Here is a 17,927-nt window from a genome sequence, read left to right on the forward strand (position 1 = left end):
TCTTCGTCGCCCGTGCCCGCACCCGGCGCAGTCCGGCAACCCGCTGGTGGCCCATGCCGGCCGCTGATGCCAGCAAGGAAAGCGATGTCGGTGACGTAAGCGTCGCCGACGTACTGGCTGCGCAGGCCCGCCTGCGCCGCTTCCTGCCGCCTACCCCGCTGCACCATGCCGAGCGCTTCGGCACCTGGCTGAAGCTGGAAAACCTGCAGCGCACCGGTTCCTACAAGGTGCGCGGCGCATTGAACGCGCTGCTGGCCGGCCGCGAACGCGGCGATACCCGGCCGGTGATCTGCGCGTCGGCCGGCAACCACGCCCAGGGCGTGGCCTGGGCCGCCTACCGCCTGGACGTACCGGCCATCACCGTGATGCCGCATGGCGCGCCGGCCACCAAGATCGCCGGTGTCGCCCACTGGGGCGCCACCGTACGCCAGCACGGCAACAGCTACGACGAGGCCTTCGCCTTCGCCGTCGAACTGGCGCAGCGCCATGGCTACCGCTTCCTGTCCGCCTTCGACGATGCCGACGTGATCGCCGGCCAGGGCACGGTCGGCATCGAACTGGCACCGCATGCACCGGACGTGGTGATCGTGCCGATCGGTGGCGGCGGCCTGGCCTCCGGCGTGGCGCTGGCACTGAAATCGCAGGGCGTGCGCATCATCGGTGCGCAGGTCGAGGGCGTCGATTCGATGGCCCGCGCGATCCACGGTGATGTCAACGAGATCGCACCGGTGCCGTCGCTGGCCGACGGCGTGCGGGTGAAGGTGCCCGGCTACCTGACCCGCCGCCTGTGTGCCTCGCTGCTGGACGACGTGGTGATCGTGCGCGAAGCCGAGCTGCGCGAGACCCTGGTCCGCCTGGCGCTGGAAGAACACATCATCGCCGAGGGCGCCGGTGCGCTGGCCCTGGCCGCCGGCCGCCGCGTGGCTGGCCGCCGCAAGTGTGCGGTGGTGTCCGGCGGCAACATCGATGCCGGCGTGCTGGCCGGCCTGCTGACCGACATCCGCCCCCGGCCGCCGCGCAAACCGCGCCGGCGCCGCAGTGACACCAACCGCACACCACCACGCTCGCCCAGCAAGGCCAGCGCCCCCGCCTCCCCCACTTCTTCCCCTTCCCACCTGCAAGCCGTCGCGCCCGCTGTCGAGGAGATTTCCCTGTGACCACCATCGAACGAATTACCACCCCGCGCATCCGCATCTTCGACACCACCCTGCGTGACGGCGAGCAGTCCCCCGGCTGCAGCATGAGCCCGCCGCAGAAGCTGGTGATGGCGCGTGCGCTGGACGAACTGGGCGTGGACATCATCGAGACCGGCTTCCCGGCCAGCTCGCAGTCCGACCGCGAAGCGATGGCCCTGATCGGCCGTGAGCTGCGCCGCCCGAGCCTGACCCTGGCGGTGCTGTCGCGCTGCCTGCAGGCCGACATCGAAACCTCGGCACGCGCCCTGGAAGCAGCGGCCAACCCGCGCCTGCACCTGTTCCTGTCGACCAGCCCGCTGCACCGCGAGCACAAGCTGCGCATGACCCGCGAGCAGGTACTGGAGTCGGTACGCAAGCACGTCACCCTGGCCCGCACCTACGTCGACGACGTGGAGTTCTCGGCCGAGGATGCCACCCGCACCGAGCTGGACTACCTGATCGAAGTGGCCCGCGTGGCGATCGCCGCCGGCGCGACCACCGTCAACCTGCCCGACACCGTCGGCTTCACCACGCCGGAAGAAATCCGCGCGATGTTCCAGCAGGTCATCGCCGGCGTGTCCGACGTGCCGAACGCGGCCAACGTGATCTTCAGCGCGCACTGCCACAACGACTTGGGCCTGGCCGTGGCCAACTCGCTGGCCGCCGTCGAAGGTGGCGCGCGCCAGGTCGAGTGCACCATCAACGGCATCGGCGAACGCGCCGGCAACTGCTCGCTGGAAGAAATCGCCATGGTGCTGAAGGTGCGCCAGGCCTTCTACGAGCAGGACACCGCGATCAACACCCCGCGTATCGTCGGCACCTCGCAGCTGCTGCAGCGCCTGGTCGGCATGCCGGTCCAGCGCAACAAGGCCATCGTCGGCGCCAATGCCTTCGCCCATGAATCGGGCATCCACCAGCACGGCATGCTGCGCCACCGCGGCACCTACGAAATCATGCGTCCGGAAGACGTGGGCTGGGAGGATTCGCAGATGGTGCTGGGCCGCCACAGTGGCCGTGCCGCCGTCGAATCGCGCCTGCGTGCGCTGGGCTTCTGGCTGGAAGAAGACGAACTGAAGCTGGTCTTCGAGCAGTTCAAGGCGATGTGCGAGCAGCAGCGCGTGGTCACCGACGCCGACCTGCAGACCTTGATGCAGGGCGGCGCCAACAACCAGGGCTACCGCCTGGCCTCGATGACCATCAGCGATGTCGGCAGCCGCGCCAATGCGCTGGTCGAACTGTCCGACCCGGAAGGCAACCGCGTGGCCGAGACCGCACAGGGCGATGGCCCGGTCGATGCCCTGTTCGGCGCACTGTCCTCGGCCACCGGCGTGCAGCTGCAGCTGGACAGCTACCAGGTGCACAGCGTCGGCATCGGTGCCGATGCGCGTGGCGAAGCCAACCTGAGCGTGCGCCACGAAGGCGTGGAGTACGACGGCACCGGCACCAGCAAGGACATCATCGAAGCCTCCGCGCTGGCCTGGCTGGACGTGGCCAACCGCCTGCTGCGCCAGCGCCAGGCCGCCGCCAGCAACACCGAAACCCCGACCGCCGCCACTGCCTGAGGAAACTGACATGAGCGCCTTCGACACCGCCACCACGGCCGCCGGCCAGCAGTGGAACGCCCAGGACTATGCGATCGACGCCGGTTTCGTGCCGCTGCTCGGCGGTGCGGTGTCGCGCCTGCTCGACCCGCGCACCGGTGAACGCATCCTCGACCTGGGCTGTGGCGATGGCGTACTCAGCACCGAACTGGCCCTCAGCGGCGCACGCATCCACGGCGTGGACGCCTCGCCGGAACTGGTCAATGCCGCCCGCGCGCGCGGCGTCGACGCGCAGGTGATGGATGGCCACGCGCTGACCTTCAACGCCGAGTTCGATGCGGTGTTCAGCAATGCCGCGCTTCACTGGATGGGCAACCCGGACCGCGTGCTGGAGGGCGTGCGTCGTGCCCTGCGTCCCGGCGGCCGTTTCGTCGCCGAGTTCGGCGGCCATGGCAACGTGGCTACCATCATCGCCGCGGTGCAGGCCGCACGCGTGGCCCATGGCCATGGCGCCAGCGCGTTCCAGTGGTATTTCCCGACCGCCGATGCCTACGCCGACCGCCTGCGCCAGCACGGCTTCCAGGTGCAGCTGATCGAGACCACACCGCGCCCGACCGCGCTGCCGACCGGCGTGGCCGGCTGGCTGCGGGTGTTCGCCGCGCCGCTGCTGGACGATCTGCCGGCAGCCGCCCGCGCCACCGTGCGCGAGGCCGCGGTGGTCCTGCTGGAGGACCTGCCGCGTGACGCAGCCGGCCAGCCGCTGGCCGACTACGTGCGCCTGCGCGTGCTCGCCCGCCGTCGCTGACTTGACCGTTCCGCTTTCTTTATTGATGTTCGCTCTCTCGTACCTCTGCCAGGCATACGCATGACTTCCGCACCCCGCACCCTGTACGACAAACTGTGGGACGCCCACGTGGTGGTTCCCGAATCCGACAGCGCCCCCGCCGTGCTGTACATCGACCTGCACCTGATCCACGAGGTCACCTCGCCGCAGGCGTTCACCGAGCTGCGTTCGCGCGGCGTGGCGCCGCGCCGCCCGGATCGCACCAAGGCGACGATGGACCACTCCACCCCGACCCTGCCGGCCGGTGCCGACGGCAAGCTGCCCTACGCCAGCGCCGCCTCCGAAGCGCAGGTCGCCACCCTGGCGCGCAACTGCGCCGAGTACGGCATCGAGCTGTTCGACATGGCCTCGGACAACCGCGGCATCGTCCATGTCATCGCCCCGGAGCAGGGTTTCACCCAGCCCGGCATGACCATCGTCTGCGGCGACAGCCACACCTCCACCCACGGCGCGTTCGGTTCGCTGGCCTTCGGCATCGGCACCAGCGAAGTCGGCCACGTGCTGGCCACCCAGTGCCTGCTGCAGCGCAAGGCCAGGACCTTCGCCATCACCGTCGACGGCCCGCTGGCGCCGGGCGTCGGTGCCAAGGACGTGGTCCTGCACATCATCGGCGTGATCGGGGTCAACGGTGGCACCGGCCACGTCATCGAGTTCCGTGGCAGCACCATCGAAGCGATGGACATGGAACAGCGCATGACCCTGTGCAACATGTCGATCGAAGCAGGTGCGCGTGCCGGCATGGTCGCCCCCGACCAGGTCACCTTCGACTTCGTGGCCAACACTCCGCGCGGCCCCAAGGGCGCCGACTTCGACGCCGCCGTGGCGCGCTGGCAGCAGCTGCGCAGCGATGACGGCGCACGCTTCGACAGCGAAGTGCGCATCGACGCCGCCGACATCCGCCCGACCCTGACCTGGGGCACGCACCCGGGCACCGCCATCGCCGTGGACACGCCGATTCCGGCCGCCAACGATGCCGCTGCACAGAAGGGCCTGGATTACATGCACTTCCAGGCCGGCAAGGCGCTGGCGGGCACGCCGGTGGACGTGGTGTTCGTCGGCTCGTGCACCAACGGCCGCCTGAGCGACATGCGCGAAGTGGCGCAGGTGCTGCGTGGCCGCCGGGTAGCCGACGGCGTGCGCATGCTGGTGGTGCCGGGTTCGGAAATCGTCAAGCGCCAGGCCGAGGCCGAAGGCATCCACGAGATCGTGCGCGCGGCCGGTGCCGAGTGGCGCGAGCCGGGCTGCTCGATGTGCATCGCCATGAACGGTGACCTGGTCGCCCCCGGCCAGCTGGCGGTGAGCACCAGCAACCGCAATTTCGAGGGCCGCCAGGGTCCCGGTTCGCGCACCCTGCTGGCCTCGCCGATGAGCGCGGCCTGGGCCGCGGTGAAGGGCCAGGTGGCCGACACCCGCGAACTGTTCGCACAGGAGGTGGCGTGATGGCCGGTTTCCGTACCCTGACCTCGTCCAGCGTCGTGCTGGCGCAGACCAACATCGACACCGACCAGATCATTCCGGCGCGGTTCCTGTCCACCACCGAACGCGCCGGCCTGGGCCGCAACGCGTTCAATGACTGGCGCTGGCAGGCCGACGGCTCGCCGGTGGCCGACTTCGCCTTCAACCAGCCGCACAACACCGGCCGCAGCATCCTGCTGGCCGGCCGCAACTTCGGCTGCGGTTCCTCGCGCGAACATGCGCCGTGGGCGCTGACCGACCTGGGCCTGCGCGCCATCGTCAGCAGCGAGATCGCCGACATCTTCCGCGGCAACTCGCTGAAGAACGGCCTGCTGCCGATCGTGCTGGACGAATCCGACGTGCAGGCGCTGATGCAGCGCCCGGACGACGAGCTGACCATCGACGTGGCCGCGCGCGAGCTGCGCACCCCCGACGGCCGCGTCTATTCCTTCCCGCTGGATGGCTTCTCGCAGACCTGCCTGCTGGAAGGTGTCGACCAGTTGGGGTATCTGTTGGGCCGTGTCCCAGAAATCGAACGTTACGAGAGTGAGCATGCACGCTGAAATTGTTGTCCTGCCCGGTGATGGCATCGGCCCGGAAGTTGCCGCTGCTGCAGTGGCCGTCCTGAAGGCTGTCGCCGAACGCTTCAACCACAGCTTCACCTTCAGCGAGCACGACATCGGTGGCATCGCCATCGATCGCCATGGCGAGCCGCTGCCGGCCGCCACCCTCACCGCCTGCCAGGCCGCCAACGCGGTGCTGCTGGGCGCCGTGGGTGGCCCGAAGTGGTCCGATCCGAACGCCAAGGTGCGCCCGGAACAGGGCCTGCTGGCGATCCGCAAGGCGCTGGGCCTGTACGCCAACCTGCGCCCGGTGCGCACCCATGAAGCCGCGCTGCACGCCTCGCCGATCAAGGCCGAGCTGCTGCAGGGCGTGGACTTCGTGGTGGTGCGCGAACTGACCGGCGGCATCTACTTCGGCGACAAGACCCGCGACGCTGACAGTGCCAGCGACCTGTGCCGCTACACCGTGGCCGAGATCGAGCGCGTGCTGCGCAGCGCGTTCCGCCTGGCCCAGCAGCGCCGTGGCAAGGTCACCTCGGTGGACAAGGCCAACGTGCTGGAAACCTCGCGCCTGTGGCGCGACGTGGCCGCGCGCATCGGCCGCGAGGAATTCCCGGACGTGGCGCTGGAACACCAGCTGGTCGATTCGATGGCCATGCACCTGCTGGCCAAGCCGCGCGAGTACGACGTGATCGTCACCGAGAACATGTTCGGCGACATCCTCACCGATGAAGCCTCGATGCTGGCGGGTTCGCTGGGCCTGCTGCCTTCGGCTTCGCTGGGCGAACCGGGCGCGGTGGGCATCTACGAGCCGATCCATGGTTCGGCGCCGGACATCGCCGGCAAGGGCATCGCCAATCCCTACGCGACGATCTTCAGCGCCGCCATGCTGCTGCGCCATTCGCTGGGCCTGGACGCCGAAGCCGCCGCGGTGGAAGCCGCCGTGCATGCGGTACTGGATGACGGCGTGTTCACCGCCGATCTCGCGGCCAAGGGGCAGGCGGTCAGCACCGCCGCCGCCACCGACGCGGTGCTCGCCAAGCTGAAGTGATGTCAGGAGAAGCCACCCATGGGGTGGCTCTACTGTAGAGCCGAGCCATGCTCGGCTGATGCAACCGTCGTCGAGCATGGCTCGACGCTACAGGACCCCACCTTCATGCCGACCGCGCAGCCGCCGCCCCGCACAGGCCTCAATCCAAGGAATGCCTTTGAAGCATCGTTCCCCCGACGAGTTCCTCGCCGACGTCGCCCGCCGTGACCCGCACCAGCCCGAGTTCCTGCAGGCGGTAAAGGAAGTGGTCCACAGCCTGTGGCCGTTCCTGCAGGACAACCCGCGCTACCTGCAGCAGGGCCTGCTGGAGCGCCTGGTCGAGCCGGAGCGGCTGATCCAGTTCCGCGTGGCCTGGAGCGATGACGCCGGCCAGGCCCAGGTGAACCGCGCCTGGCGTGTGCAGCACAGCTCGGCCATCGGCCCGTTCAAGGGCGGCATGCGTTTCCACCCGTCGGTGAACCTGTCGATCCTGAAATTCCTCGCCTTTGAGCAGACCTTCAAGAACGCACTGACCACGCTGCCGATGGGCGGCGGCAAGGGCGGTTCGGACTTCGACCCCAAGGGCCGCAGCGATGCCGAAGTCATGCGCTTCTGCCAGGCGCTGATGCTGGAACTGCACCGCCACCTGGGTCCGGACACCGACGTGCCCGCCGGTGACATCGGCGTCGGTGCGCGTGAGGTCGGCTACATGGCCGGCATGATGAAGAAGCTCAGCAACGATGCTGCCTGCGTGTTTACCGGCAAGGGCCTGTCCTATGGCGGCAGCCTGATGCGCCCGGAGGCGACCGGCTACGGCACGGTCTATTTCGTCGAGCAGATGCTGCACCACGCGCGCCGCGAAACCCACGGGGCACGCGTGCTGGTGTCGGGCTCCGGCAACGTCGCCCAGTACGCCGCGCAGAAGGCCATCGAGCTGGGCGCGAAGGTGCTGACCTTCTCCGATTCGGGCGGCACGCTGTACGCGCGCGATGGCTTCGACGAGCAGGCCCTGCAGGAACTGATGGCACTGAAGAACGAGCGCCGTGGCCGCCTGCAGGAACTGGCAAGCGATACCCGCTTCGAGTTCCTCGCCGGCAAGCGTCCCTGGCATGTGCCGGCGGACATCGCCCTGCCCTGCGCCACCCAGAACGAGCTGGATGAAGATGACGCCCGCACGCTGGTGCACAACGGCGTGCAGTGCGTGGCCGAGGGCGCCAACATGCCCTCCACGCTGGAAGCGGTGGGTGTGTTCCTGCAGGCCGGCACGCTGTACGCACCGGGCAAGGCCAGCAATGCCGGTGGCGTGGCGACGTCCGGTCTGGAGATGAGCCAGAACGCGCAGCGGCTGTCCTGGCACCACGCCGACGTGGACGAACGCCTGCACGCGATCATGAAGGACATCCACGCCAGCTGCGTGCGCCATGGCAAGCGCGCCGACGGCAGCGTCAATTACGTGGATGGTGCCAACATCGCCGGCTTCGTGAAGGTGGCCGACGCGATGTTGGCGCAGGGGTTGTACTAGTAGATCCACGCCGTGCGTGGATGGGGTCGGATCCTTTCCGCAGGAAAGGCTCTGACCCCGGTGAGTGCAGACGGGACAGATGGGGTCAGAGCCCTTTCCCTGCGGAAAAGGGATCCGACCCAGCCATCGCCGTGCCCCAGTAGATCCACGCCACGCGTGGATGGTGCATGATGCCGGAACTGGATCCACCCTCTGCTGCCAAGGAACCCGGCCGTGCTCACTCCCGATCTGTTGACCGGCATTGCAGGAAGCGTCGGCCTGCTGCTCTGCGCCATTGCCGCCTGGATGCTGCACCGCCGGGTGCGTACGCGCAGCAGCGCAGCATTCGCCTGGCTGAGCAGGGCGATGTGTGTGTGGCCATTCATTGCCTCACCGGCCTTTGCGGTGGTTGTCTATTACGCCGGCAACCCACTGCCCCAGGCGTGGGCAAATGCGCTGAGGCTGGCCATCGACCAGATCATTCCCGTGCTGCTGACCCTGGCTGCCGCCGTGTTCTTCCTGCTGGCGGTGCGGGGTATCGCGTACCGGAACTCACCCGCGCCTTGAATCATCCACCCATGGGGTGGCTCTACTGACGAACCACGCCATACGTGGATAGGGTCAGAGCCCTTTCCCTGCGGGAAAGGGATCCGACCCCGGCAACGGCAGTCGAGCAAGCTCGACTCTACTCGCCCGGCTTGACCCGGAACCAGGCCGCGTAAAGTGCCGGCAGGAACACCAGGGTCAGCACGGTGCCGACGATCAGGCCACCCATGATCGAGATCGCCATTGAGCCGTAGAACGCGCTGCGCGACAGCGGGATCATCGCCAGCACGGCGGCGAGCGCGGTCAGCACGATCGGGCGGAAACGGCGCACCGTGGCGTCGATGATCGAATGCCAGCGATCATGCCCGGCATCGATGTCCTGCTGGATCTGGTCGATCAGGATCACCGAGTTGCGCATGATCATGCCGGCCAGCGCGATGGTGCCCAGCAGCGCCACGAAGCCGAACGGCGCGCGGAACAGCAGCAGGAACAGGGTGGCACCGATGATGCCCAGCGGTGCGGTCACCAGCACCATCGCCGCCCGCGAGAAGCTGCGCAGCTGCAGCATCAGCAGGGTCGCCACCACGATCAGGAACAGCGGCATGCCGGCCTTGATCGAATCCTGGCCACGCGCCGAATCCTCCACCGTGCCGCCGGTTTCCAGCAGGTAGCCGCTGGGCAGCTGCGCACGGATGCCGTCCAGCGTCGGCAGGATCTGCTGCACCACGTCCAGCGGCTGCATGCCATCGCCGATATCGGCGCGCACGGTCACCGTCGGCAGGCGGTTGCGGTGCCAGATGATGCCGTCCTCGAAGCCATACTCCATCGTCGCCACCTGCGACAGCGTGATGCTGCCACCGTTGGCGGTGGGCATGGCCAGGCTGGACAGCAGCTCCAGCTGGTCACGCTCGTCGGCCGGGCCGCGCAGCAGCATCTCGATCTGGCGGTTGCCTTCGCGGTACACGCTCACCGACTGCCCGGCCAGCGAACTGGCCAGGAACTGGCTGACCTGCGCACTGCTGACGCCCAGCGCGCGCGCACGTTCCTGGTCGATCACCAGGCGCACCACCTTGCTCGGCTCGCTCCAGTCCAGGTTGACGTTGATGACGTGCGGGTTCTCGCGCACCTTGGCCTCGACCTGGCGCGCGATGGCCTGCACCTGCTCGATGTGCTCGCCGGACACGCGCATCTGCACCGGGTAGCCCACCGGCGGGCCGTTTTCCAGGCGGGTCACGCGCATCTGCACGTCCGGGAACTGCGGGATCACGTCCTTCATCAGCCAGTTGCGCACGGTTTCGCGGGCGTGGGTGTCCTTGGCCAGCACCACGAACTGGGCGAAGTTGGTCGCCGGCAGCTGCTGGTCCAGCGGCAGGTAGAAGCGCGGCGAACCGGTGCCCACGTAGGACACGTAGTTGGCGATGCCCTCGCGGCCGTGCAGCAGCTTTTCCAGCTTCTCGGCCTGGGCCTGGGTCGAGCGCAGCGATGCACCTTCGGCCAGTTCGATGTCGACCATCAGTTCCGGCCGGGTCGAATCGGGGAAGAACTGCTGCGGCACGAAGCGGAACATCATCAGCGAGAACACGAACAGACCGATGGTCGCGGCGATCACCCACCAGCGGCGGCGCAGGCAGGCGTCGAGGAAACCACGGAAGCGGCGGTAGAACGGCCGCTGGTAGGGATCGTGGTCATGGCCGTGCTGCGCCGGGGCGATCAGGTTGGCCAGCGCCGGGAAGCGGTCGGCCCACTGCCGGCGCCGGGCCAGCCAGCGCGCGGACAGGCTGCCCGGCTTCGGCGGCTGCGGATTGAACAGGTCCGGCAGCATCTTGTCGCCCAGGTACGGGATGAACAGCACCGCCGCGATCCACGACACCACCAGCGCGATGGTCACCACCTGGAACAGCGAACGGGTGTACTCACCGGTGCTCGACGCAGCGGTGGCGATCGGCAGGAAGCCGGCCGCGGTGATCAGCGTACCGGTCAGCATCGGGAACGCGGTCGATTCCCAGGCGAAGCTGGCCGCGCGCAGGCGGTCGTAGCCCTGCTCCATCTTGGTGGCCATCATCTCCACCGCGATGATCGCATCGTCCACCAGCAGTCCCAGCGCCAGCACCAGCGCGCCCAGCGAAATCTTGTGCAGGCCGATGCCGAAGTAGTGCATGACGAAGAAGGTCATCGCCAGCACCAGCGGAATGGTCACGCCCACCACCAGGCCGGTACGCAGGCCCAGCGAGAAGAAGCTGACCAGCAGCACGATCACTACCGCTTCGGTCAGCACCTGCACGAACTCGCCGACGGATTCATCCACCGCCTGCGGCTGGTCGGAGACCTTGCGCAGCTGCATGCCGGTCGGCAGGGTCTTCTGCAGGCGCTCGAACTCCGCATCCAGGTTCGCACCCAGCTTGAGGATGTCGCCGCCGTCCTTCATGGCCACGGCCAGGCCGATGGCCTCTTCGCCCATGAAGCGCATCTTCGGCGAGGCCGGATCGGCGAAGCCGCGCTTGACCTCGGCGATGTCGCCCAGGTGCACGGTGCGCTCACCGGCACGCACCGGGAACTGACGGATCGCCTCGATGCTGTCGAACTGGCCGGTCACGCGCAGCTGCACGCGGTCGGTCGGCGTTTCAAAGAAACTGGTACCGGCAATCGCGTTCTGGTCGGCCAATGCCTGCTGCACCTGCTGCATCGACAGGCCCAACGTGGCCAGGCGGGTGTTGGACAGCTCGATCCATACCTTCTCGTCCTGCAGGCCGACCAGGTCGATCTTGCCGACGTCAGGCACGCGCTGCAGTTCCAGCTGGATGCGGTCGGCGTAGTCACGCATCACCGCATAGTCGAAGCCCTTGCCGGTGAGCGCGTAGATGTTGCCGTAGGTATCGCCGAACTCATCGTTGTAGAACGGGCCGACGATCTCGCGCGGCAACGTGGCGCGGATGTCGCCCACGCGCTTGCGCACCTGGTACCACAGGTCCGGAATCTGCTTGGAACGCAGGCTGTCGCGGGCCATGAAGATCACCTGCGATTCGCCCGGGCGCGAGTACGAGCGGATGAACTCGTATTCGCCGGTGTTCATCAGCGCCTTCTCGATCGGCTCTGTCACCTGCCGCGAGACCTGCTCGGCGGTGGCGCCGGGCCACTGCGTACGGATCACCATCGCCTTGAAGGTGAACGGTGGATCCTCGGACTGGCCGAGGTGCTTGTACGACCACGCGCCGATCACTGCGAAGGCGAGCATGGCGAACAGCACCAGCGGACGATTGGCCAGCGCCCACTCGGAAAGATTGAAGCGGCGCACCGGCTTACTCCTTGGCCTTCGGCGCGGCGGCCGGCGTGGCCGGCTTCAGCACCGGGCGGTTCTGCCGGTCCACGGCGGTCACCGGCTGGCCGGCGCGCAGCAGGTGGCCACCCGCGGCCACCACCCAATCACCGGCAGCGACGCCGGACAGCACCGGCACGCTGTCGCTGCCATAGGCACCGGTGGTGACGGCCACGTCCTTCAGCGTGCTGTTGGCCGGATCCACCACCCAGACACTGGATGCCCCGTTGGCACCGCGCTGCAGCGCAGCCAGCGGCAGCTGCAGGGTGCCGGTGCGACCGGCGCTGCTGAACACCCGCGCGCTCTGGCCCAGCTCGACATCGGCCAGTGCTTCGGCAGCCAGGCTGACGCGGGTGGCATAGGTGCGCGCCTGCGGATCGGCCGCAGCCGCGATCTCGCGGATCGTGCCCGGCAGGCGCTGGCCCGGTCGGTTCCACAGTTCCACCTGCACCGGCTGGCCCACCGTGTAGTCGCGGAAGGTCGCTTCGGGCAGGTCGATCAGCACTTCGCGGGCGCCATCGGCGGCCAGGTTGAAGATGGTCTGGCCGGCCGACACCACCTGCCCGGCCTCGGCCTCGCGGCTGGCGATCACGCCATCGGCCGGCGCGCGCAGCTGGGCATAGCCCGCCTGGTTGCGCAGCACGTCGAGGTTGGCGCGGGCCGCGTTGGCCTGGCCCTGTGCGGCCTTGAAGGCGGCACTCTGCTGGTCCAGCTGCGAACGGCTGACCAGCTGCTGGTCGGCCAGCACCTGGTAGCGCTTGAGATCATCGCGGGTACGCGCCAGGTCGGCTTCGGCCGCCGCCAGCTGTGCCTGCGAAGCGCGCGCCTGCAGGGCGAAGTCGGCCACGTCCAGCTCGGCCAGCACGTCGCCCTTCTTCACCCGCTGGCCGGCATCGACGTGGCGCTTGACCAGGTTGCCGCCCACGCGGAACGACAGCGGACTTTCCTGGCGGGCCCGGATGGTGCCCGGGAACGACGCCGCACCCTGCCCGGCCTGCTCGCCCGGATGCACCACCAGCACCGGCACCGCGGCCTGCGGCGCCTGCTCCGGCCCCGAACAGGCGGCCAGCGCCACCACCCACACCCAACTGCCCAGCCAGCGCACGCTCTTCATCGGTCAACGTCCTGAAAACACAGGGTTCAAACGCGGGGGAGCCGGCACGAGGGCCAACCCCAATTTAGTAAACTGGCCGGTATAGTATAAATATCGAACCGGTTGGTCTAGTATTACGGGAATGAGTTCTCCCACTTCCCGCAAAGCATCGGCCAAGCCTGCTGCCAAGGCCGCCGGTCCCGGGCGTCCGAAGGACCTCGGCAAGCGCGCGGCGATCCTCGAAGCGGCCAAGACCCTGTTCGTCGAACAGGGCTATACCGGCGTGAGCATGGACAGCATCGCCGCCCAGGCGGGCGTATCGAAGCTGACCGTTTACAGCCATTTCGGCGATAAAGAAACGCTTTTCACCGAAGCTGTGCAGTCCAAGTGCATGGAGATGCTGCCGGACGCGCTGTTCGTGGCCGATGCCGAAGGCCCGCTGCGCGACCAGCTGCTGGGCATCGGCCAGGCCTTCTTCGAGATGATCACCTCCGATGCGGCGATCTCGGTGCAGCGGGTGATGATGGCCCCGGAGACCGATGAACGCCTGCGCGAACTGTTCTGGCAGGCCGGCCCGGAGCGCACCTGCGAGGCGCTGGCCGATTTCCTGCGCTCGCGCACCGCGCGCGGCGAGCTGGAGATCAGCGATTTCCGCCTGGCCGGCCAGCAGTTCCTGACCCTCATCAAGGGCGAGGTGCATATGAACCGGATGTGCGGCATGCCGCTGTCACCGGGACAGTGCGATGCTTCCAGCCACGTGCCCGACAGCGTCGATTTCTTCCTGCGCGCCTATGCGCCGCGAGGGTCTGGAACCGCCTGAAGCACCAAACTGAACGAACCGGAGGTCGCGATGACTTCCGGCACTGCGACCCCGGCCGCCCGAAAGCTGATGCTCTGGGCGCGCCGCCGGCCTCCGGCACCGGTAAAATGGCCGGCCCACTGCGCTGGATTTGAACCTCATGACGATTGATTACGCCCACGCCCGCGAACTGATGGTGGAACAGCAGATCCGTCCCTGGGACGTGCTGGACATCAAGGTGCTCGACGTGCTCGCCCGCCTGCCGCGCGAGGCCTTTGTCGCTGACGCGCACCGGGCGCTGGCCTATGCCGACGTCGAACTGCCGATCGGTAACGGCCAGAAGATGATGAAGCCGGTCATCGAGGGCCGTACCCTGCAGGCGCTGGATCTGCAGCCGGGTGACGAAGTGCTGGAAATCGGCACCGGCAGCGGCTTCCTGGCAGCCTGCATCGGCGCGCTGGCGCGCGACGTGCTGAGCCTGGAAATCGACCCGGAGCTGGCCGCTGCTGCACGCGCCCGCCTGGATGCTTCGGGCCTGGGCACCAACGTCCGCGTCGAAGTGGCCGATGCCCTGACCTGGCAGACCGAGCGCCGTTTTGACGTGATCTGTGTCACTGGCGCGGTCGACGTGGTGCCGTCACAGTTCGCCTCGTGGCTGCGTCCGGGTGGTCGCCTGTTCGTGATCCACGGCCGCTCGCCGGCGATGGAAGCCCTTCTGGTCAAGGCCGACGGCAGCACCGAATCGCTGTTCGAAACCGATATCGATTACCTGCGCGGTGCCGCCCCGGCACCCCAGTTCCACCTCTGAGTCCAAGGAAGCCGCAATGATCCGCCGATCCCTCGCTGTTGCGCTGGCCACTGCCCTGCTGCCGTTGTCCGCCCATGCCGCCGACCTGCTGCAGGTCTACGAAATGGCACGCAATGGCGATCCGCAACTGTCGGCCGCCGAATCGACCCGGCTGTACGACAAGGAAGGCGCCGTGCAGGCGCGTGCCGCGCTGCTGCCGCAGATCAACGGCACCGCCTCGTTGAACCGCACGCGCACCGAAGCCGATGCCGATGCCAACTCCGGCACCGTCACCAGCAAGCGCCGCAACTACACGATCGACGGCAGCCAGACGCTGTTCAACTGGACGCAGATCAACAACCTGCGCTCGCAGCGTGAGCTGAGCAAGGCGGCGGATTTCACCCTCGATTCGGCCAACGACAGCCTGATCGTGCGCAGCTCGGCGGCCTACTTCAACGTGCTGGTGGCGATCGAATCGCTGAACGCCGCACAGACCAATGAAGCGGCCGCGAAGAAGCAGTTCGACTTCGCCGACAAGCGCCTGGAAGTGGGCCTGGCGCCGATCACCGACGTGCACGAAGCGCGTGCCCAGTACGACCAGGCACGCGCCAACACCATCGTTGCGCAGAACACCCTGGCCGATAACTACCAGGCCCTGACCGAACTGACCGGCCAGCCGGTGATGAACCTGAAGGGCCTGCCGGCCGACTTCCGTCCGGAAGTGCCGGCCAACCGCGGCAACATCAGCGAACTGGTGCAGCAAGCGACCAGCCAGAACCCGGCGCTGAAGGCGCAGGAACTGAAGGTCAGCGCGGCGGAAGCCGGTGTGCAGGCTGCACGTGGCGGCCACTACCCGACCCTGTCGCTGGGCGGCAGCTGGGGCAAGAGCGCGACCTGGGGCGACAGCGTCGGTTCCGGTTCGCTGTCCCCCGATGCGCGCACCAACAGCATCGGCCTGACCCTGAGCGTGCCGATCTTCTCCGGCGGTGCCACCCAGTCCGGCGTGCGCCAGGCGCTGGCCCAGCGTGACATCGCCCAGGACGGCTACGAGCAGCAGAAGCGTGCCCTGGACCGCAACACCCGCAATGCCTACCAGACCCTGGTGCAGGGCATCAGCGAAGTGGAAGCCCGCCGCCTGGCGGTGGTCTCGGCGCAGAGCGCGTATGACGCGTCGCAGGTCGGCCTGGAAGTGGGTACCCGCACGGTGCTGGACGTGATCCAGAACCAGCGCATCCTGTTCTCGGCGCAGCTGGACTACGCCAACGCCCGCTACACCTTCCTGCAGAACCGCCTGCTGCTGAGCCAGTCGCTGGGTGCGCTGGACGTGGCCGAACTGCAGGACATCAACCGCCTGCTGACCCAGGATGCCGGCAACCCGGCCACGACCACGAACTGAGTCGTCGCCTGCCGGTAGAACGAAGAAGCCACCCGCAAGGGTGGCTTTTTTGTGGGTGCGGGTCGCGAGGGGGAGCATCCACGCATGGCGTGGATCTACCGGATGCGTGTGCATCCACGCGTGGCGTGGATCTACCGGGTGCGCGTGCATCCACGCGTGGCGTGGATCTACCGGGTGCGTGTGCATCCACGCGTGGCGTGGATCTACCGGGTGCGGGTGCATCCACGCGTGGCGTGGATCTACCGGGTGCGCGTGCATCCACGCGTGGCGTGGATCTACCGGGTGCGTGTGCATCCACGCGTGGCGTGGATCTACCGGGTGCGTGTGCATCCACGCGTGGCGTGGATCTACCGGATGCGGGTGCATCCACGCGTGGCGTGGATCTACCGGGTGCGCGTGCATCCACGCGTGGCGTGGATCTACGGGTGCGTGTTTTTTGCGCATGGCATGGATCCAGAGGCAGTAGAGCCACGCCATGCGTGGCTGCCGTGCGCGGTCACGGGCCACGTCACCCCTGCCAGAGCTGGATCTGCCGGGCCAGCGGCACCAGGCACAACACGGCCGCCAACGGCGCCAACAGGTAGATCAACGCCGTGCGCTGGCGCGGCAGCGGGCCCTGTGGACGCAGCAGGCCCAGACACAGCACCGCCAGCAACGGCAGCACGGCCAGGCCTGGTGGCAGCACCGCGCGCTCAGGCAGCCAAGGCACCAGCAGCATCGCCAGCGCAGCCGCACCCAGAGCCAGCATCGCCCGCCCCGGGTCGCGATCGTCGTGATCAGCGGCATCGGCACCCGGCCGCCGCCACAACGCCGGCAGCAGTTCCACCGCCAGCAGCAGCACCACCACCTGCAGCGCCAGCAACCCGGCCCAGCCCGCCACCGGAACCAGCGGCAGCACCCACTGCAGCTGCGGCACCGCCTGCACCGCCACTGACAGCGGCCGCGTGCTGTCCAGCGCCGCGAACTGCACCAGGCCCGACTGCAGCGCCGCCAGCCCCATCAGCAGCAGCATGGCCGCCAGGACCGCTCCACCGGCCACCTGGGTCAGCTGCCGGTGCGGCCGCTGCACCCGCGGTGCCACGCCCAGCAGCAGGCCCGCGCTGGCAAACACCCCCAGCAGGGGCACGGCCGCGGCCACCACGCCGCCCAGGCCGAAACGATGCGGCCCGGTGGAGGACGGCATCCACGGCACCCAGTTGCCGTAATGCACGTAGCGCGCGGCCAGCAGCACCAGCAGCAGGCCCAGGCCCACTTTCACGGTCAGCAGCCCGCAGGCGACCAGCAGCGCACGACGTGGCCGCAGCATCGCCGCCAGGCCAACCGGCAGCAGGCCCAGCGCCGCCGCCATGGACATCGGCAGCCAGCGCTGCGGTGCTGCGCCGAGCGCGCCGGCGGCCGCGTACAGGTGGCGGGCGCCCGACTGCGCGGCACCGGCCAGGGTGGCCAGCAGATCGAGCAGCAGCAGGCCCAGCAGGATGGCCGCCAGCCGCCGCCCGCACACACCCTGCAACAACACAGGCAATCCTGCCGCATCCGGCGTGCGGCGCATCACCTCGCGCAGGCAGAACAGCAGCGGCGCCGTGCCCACGGCCGCCAGCAACAGGCTCAATACGATGGCCGGCCCCGCGCGCGCCGCGGTGTTCTGCCCCACCAGCGCGATCACGCTGCCCCCGATCAGCAGGGTCAGCGCGAGCACCAGCAGGTGGTCCCTGCCCAAGCGGTCGAACGCCGCCCGCCCGCCGCGCAGACCGGCATCGCTGTCGTCCTTCATCGCAAGCTCCCTTGATGCTGTCCAAGCATGGTGGACATCAGGCTGGCAGCCTGGATCGAGGGACGGAATCAGAATCGGCCGAATGTGTGTCGCGCTGTGATTGCAGACACAGC

The 17,927-nt window shown here is 68.3% G+C and carries 14 protein-coding genes; 11 read left to right on the plus strand and 3 right to left on the minus strand.

Going from position 1 to position 17,927, the window contains the following annotated elements:
• Positions 1 to 53 precede the first annotated feature (53 nt).
• From C1925_RS17045 to C1925_RS17080, 8 genes are all read left to right on the plus strand, one after another.
• Positions 54 to 1,157: a threonine dehydratase gene (locus C1925_RS17045; protein WP_108769928.1), complete on the plus strand. Its 1,104-nt coding sequence runs from the start codon at positions 54 to 56 to the stop codon at positions 1,155 to 1,157.
• Positions 1,154 to 2,737, plus strand: coding sequence for a 2-isopropylmalate synthase (locus tag C1925_RS17050; protein ID WP_108769929.1), 1,584 nt, complete (start codon positions 1,154 to 1,156; stop codon positions 2,735 to 2,737). Before C1925_RS17045 ends, C1925_RS17050 begins: the two co-directional genes overlap by 4 nt.
• Before the next feature lie 10 nt (positions 2,738 to 2,747).
• Positions 2,748 to 3,521 (plus strand): class I SAM-dependent methyltransferase, encoded by a 774-nt coding sequence (locus C1925_RS17055; RefSeq protein ID WP_108769930.1) that lies wholly within the window; start codon positions 2,748 to 2,750, stop codon positions 3,519 to 3,521.
• Positions 3,522 to 3,581: 60 nt separating this feature from the next.
• Positions 3,582 to 5,000: a 3-isopropylmalate dehydratase large subunit gene (gene leuC / locus C1925_RS17060; protein WP_108769931.1), complete on the plus strand. Its 1,419-nt coding sequence runs from the start codon at positions 3,582 to 3,584 to the stop codon at positions 4,998 to 5,000.
• Complete coding sequence (gene leuD, locus C1925_RS17065; RefSeq protein WP_108769932.1) at positions 5,000 to 5,578, plus strand: 3-isopropylmalate dehydratase small subunit; 579 nt, start codon at positions 5,000 to 5,002, stop codon at positions 5,576 to 5,578. The genes leuC and leuD overlap by 1 nt, the downstream gene beginning before the upstream one ends.
• The gene (leuB, locus tag C1925_RS17070) at positions 5,568 to 6,629 is read left to right on the plus strand and encodes a 3-isopropylmalate dehydrogenase (RefSeq protein ID WP_108769933.1); all 1,062 of its coding nucleotides are present in this window, start codon (positions 5,568 to 5,570) and stop codon (positions 6,627 to 6,629) included. The genes leuD and leuB overlap by 11 nt, the downstream gene beginning before the upstream one ends.
• Before the next feature lie 151 nt (positions 6,630 to 6,780).
• A complete protein-coding gene (gene gdhA / locus C1925_RS17075) occupies positions 6,781 to 8,130 on the plus strand; it encodes an NADP-specific glutamate dehydrogenase (protein ID WP_108769934.1) in 1,350 nt (449 codons plus the stop codon).
• Positions 8,131 to 8,343: 213 nt separating this feature from the next.
• Positions 8,344 to 8,676: a hypothetical protein gene (locus C1925_RS17080; RefSeq protein ID WP_159097552.1), complete on the plus strand. Its 333-nt coding sequence runs from the start codon at positions 8,344 to 8,346 to the stop codon at positions 8,674 to 8,676.
• Positions 8,677 to 8,794: 118 nt separating this feature from the next.
• Here C1925_RS17080 and C1925_RS17085 read toward each other — a convergent pair whose 3' ends face one another.
• Together C1925_RS17085 and C1925_RS17090 are read right to left on the minus strand one after the other, a co-directional pair.
• Positions 8,795 to 11,947, minus strand: a complete 3,153-nt coding sequence (locus tag C1925_RS17085) for an efflux RND transporter permease subunit (protein ID WP_108769936.1) — start codon at positions 11,945 to 11,947, stop codon at positions 8,795 to 8,797.
• Positions 11,948 to 11,951: 4 nt separating this feature from the next.
• Positions 11,952 to 13,082: an efflux RND transporter periplasmic adaptor subunit gene (locus tag C1925_RS17090; protein ID WP_108769937.1), complete on the minus strand. Its 1,131-nt coding sequence runs from the start codon at positions 13,080 to 13,082 to the stop codon at positions 11,952 to 11,954.
• A 121-nt stretch (positions 13,083 to 13,203) separates the two neighbouring features.
• Here C1925_RS17090 and C1925_RS17095 point away from each other — a divergent pair, with 121 nt between their 5' ends.
• The 3 genes from C1925_RS17095 to C1925_RS17105 all read left to right on the plus strand — a co-directional run bounded on the left by C1925_RS17095 (position 13,204) and on the right by C1925_RS17105 (position 16,043).
• Positions 13,204 to 13,881, plus strand: a complete 678-nt coding sequence (locus tag C1925_RS17095) for a TetR/AcrR family transcriptional regulator (protein WP_108769938.1) — start codon at positions 13,204 to 13,206, stop codon at positions 13,879 to 13,881.
• Positions 13,882 to 14,020: 139 nt separating this feature from the next.
• The gene (locus tag C1925_RS17100) at positions 14,021 to 14,668 is read left to right on the plus strand and encodes a protein-L-isoaspartate O-methyltransferase (RefSeq protein ID WP_108769939.1); all 648 of its coding nucleotides are present in this window, start codon (positions 14,021 to 14,023) and stop codon (positions 14,666 to 14,668) included.
• A gap of 16 nt (positions 14,669 to 14,684) precedes the next feature.
• Entirely contained in the window at positions 14,685 to 16,043 is a 1,359-nt protein-coding gene (locus C1925_RS17105; protein ID WP_108769940.1) for a TolC family outer membrane protein, read from the plus strand.
• Positions 16,044 to 16,551: 508 nt separating this feature from the next.
• Here the strand turns inward: C1925_RS17105 and C1925_RS17110 are convergent.
• On the minus strand, positions 16,552 to 17,814 hold the full coding sequence (locus C1925_RS17110) for an amino acid transporter (protein ID WP_108769941.1): 1,263 nt from the start codon (positions 17,812 to 17,814) through the stop codon (positions 16,552 to 16,554).
• Positions 17,815 to 17,927 lie beyond the last annotated feature (113 nt).

This window comes from Stenotrophomonas sp. SAU14A_NAIMI4_5, from assembly GCF_003086795.1.
Taxonomy (GTDB): Bacteria; Pseudomonadota; Gammaproteobacteria; order Xanthomonadales; family Xanthomonadaceae; genus Stenotrophomonas.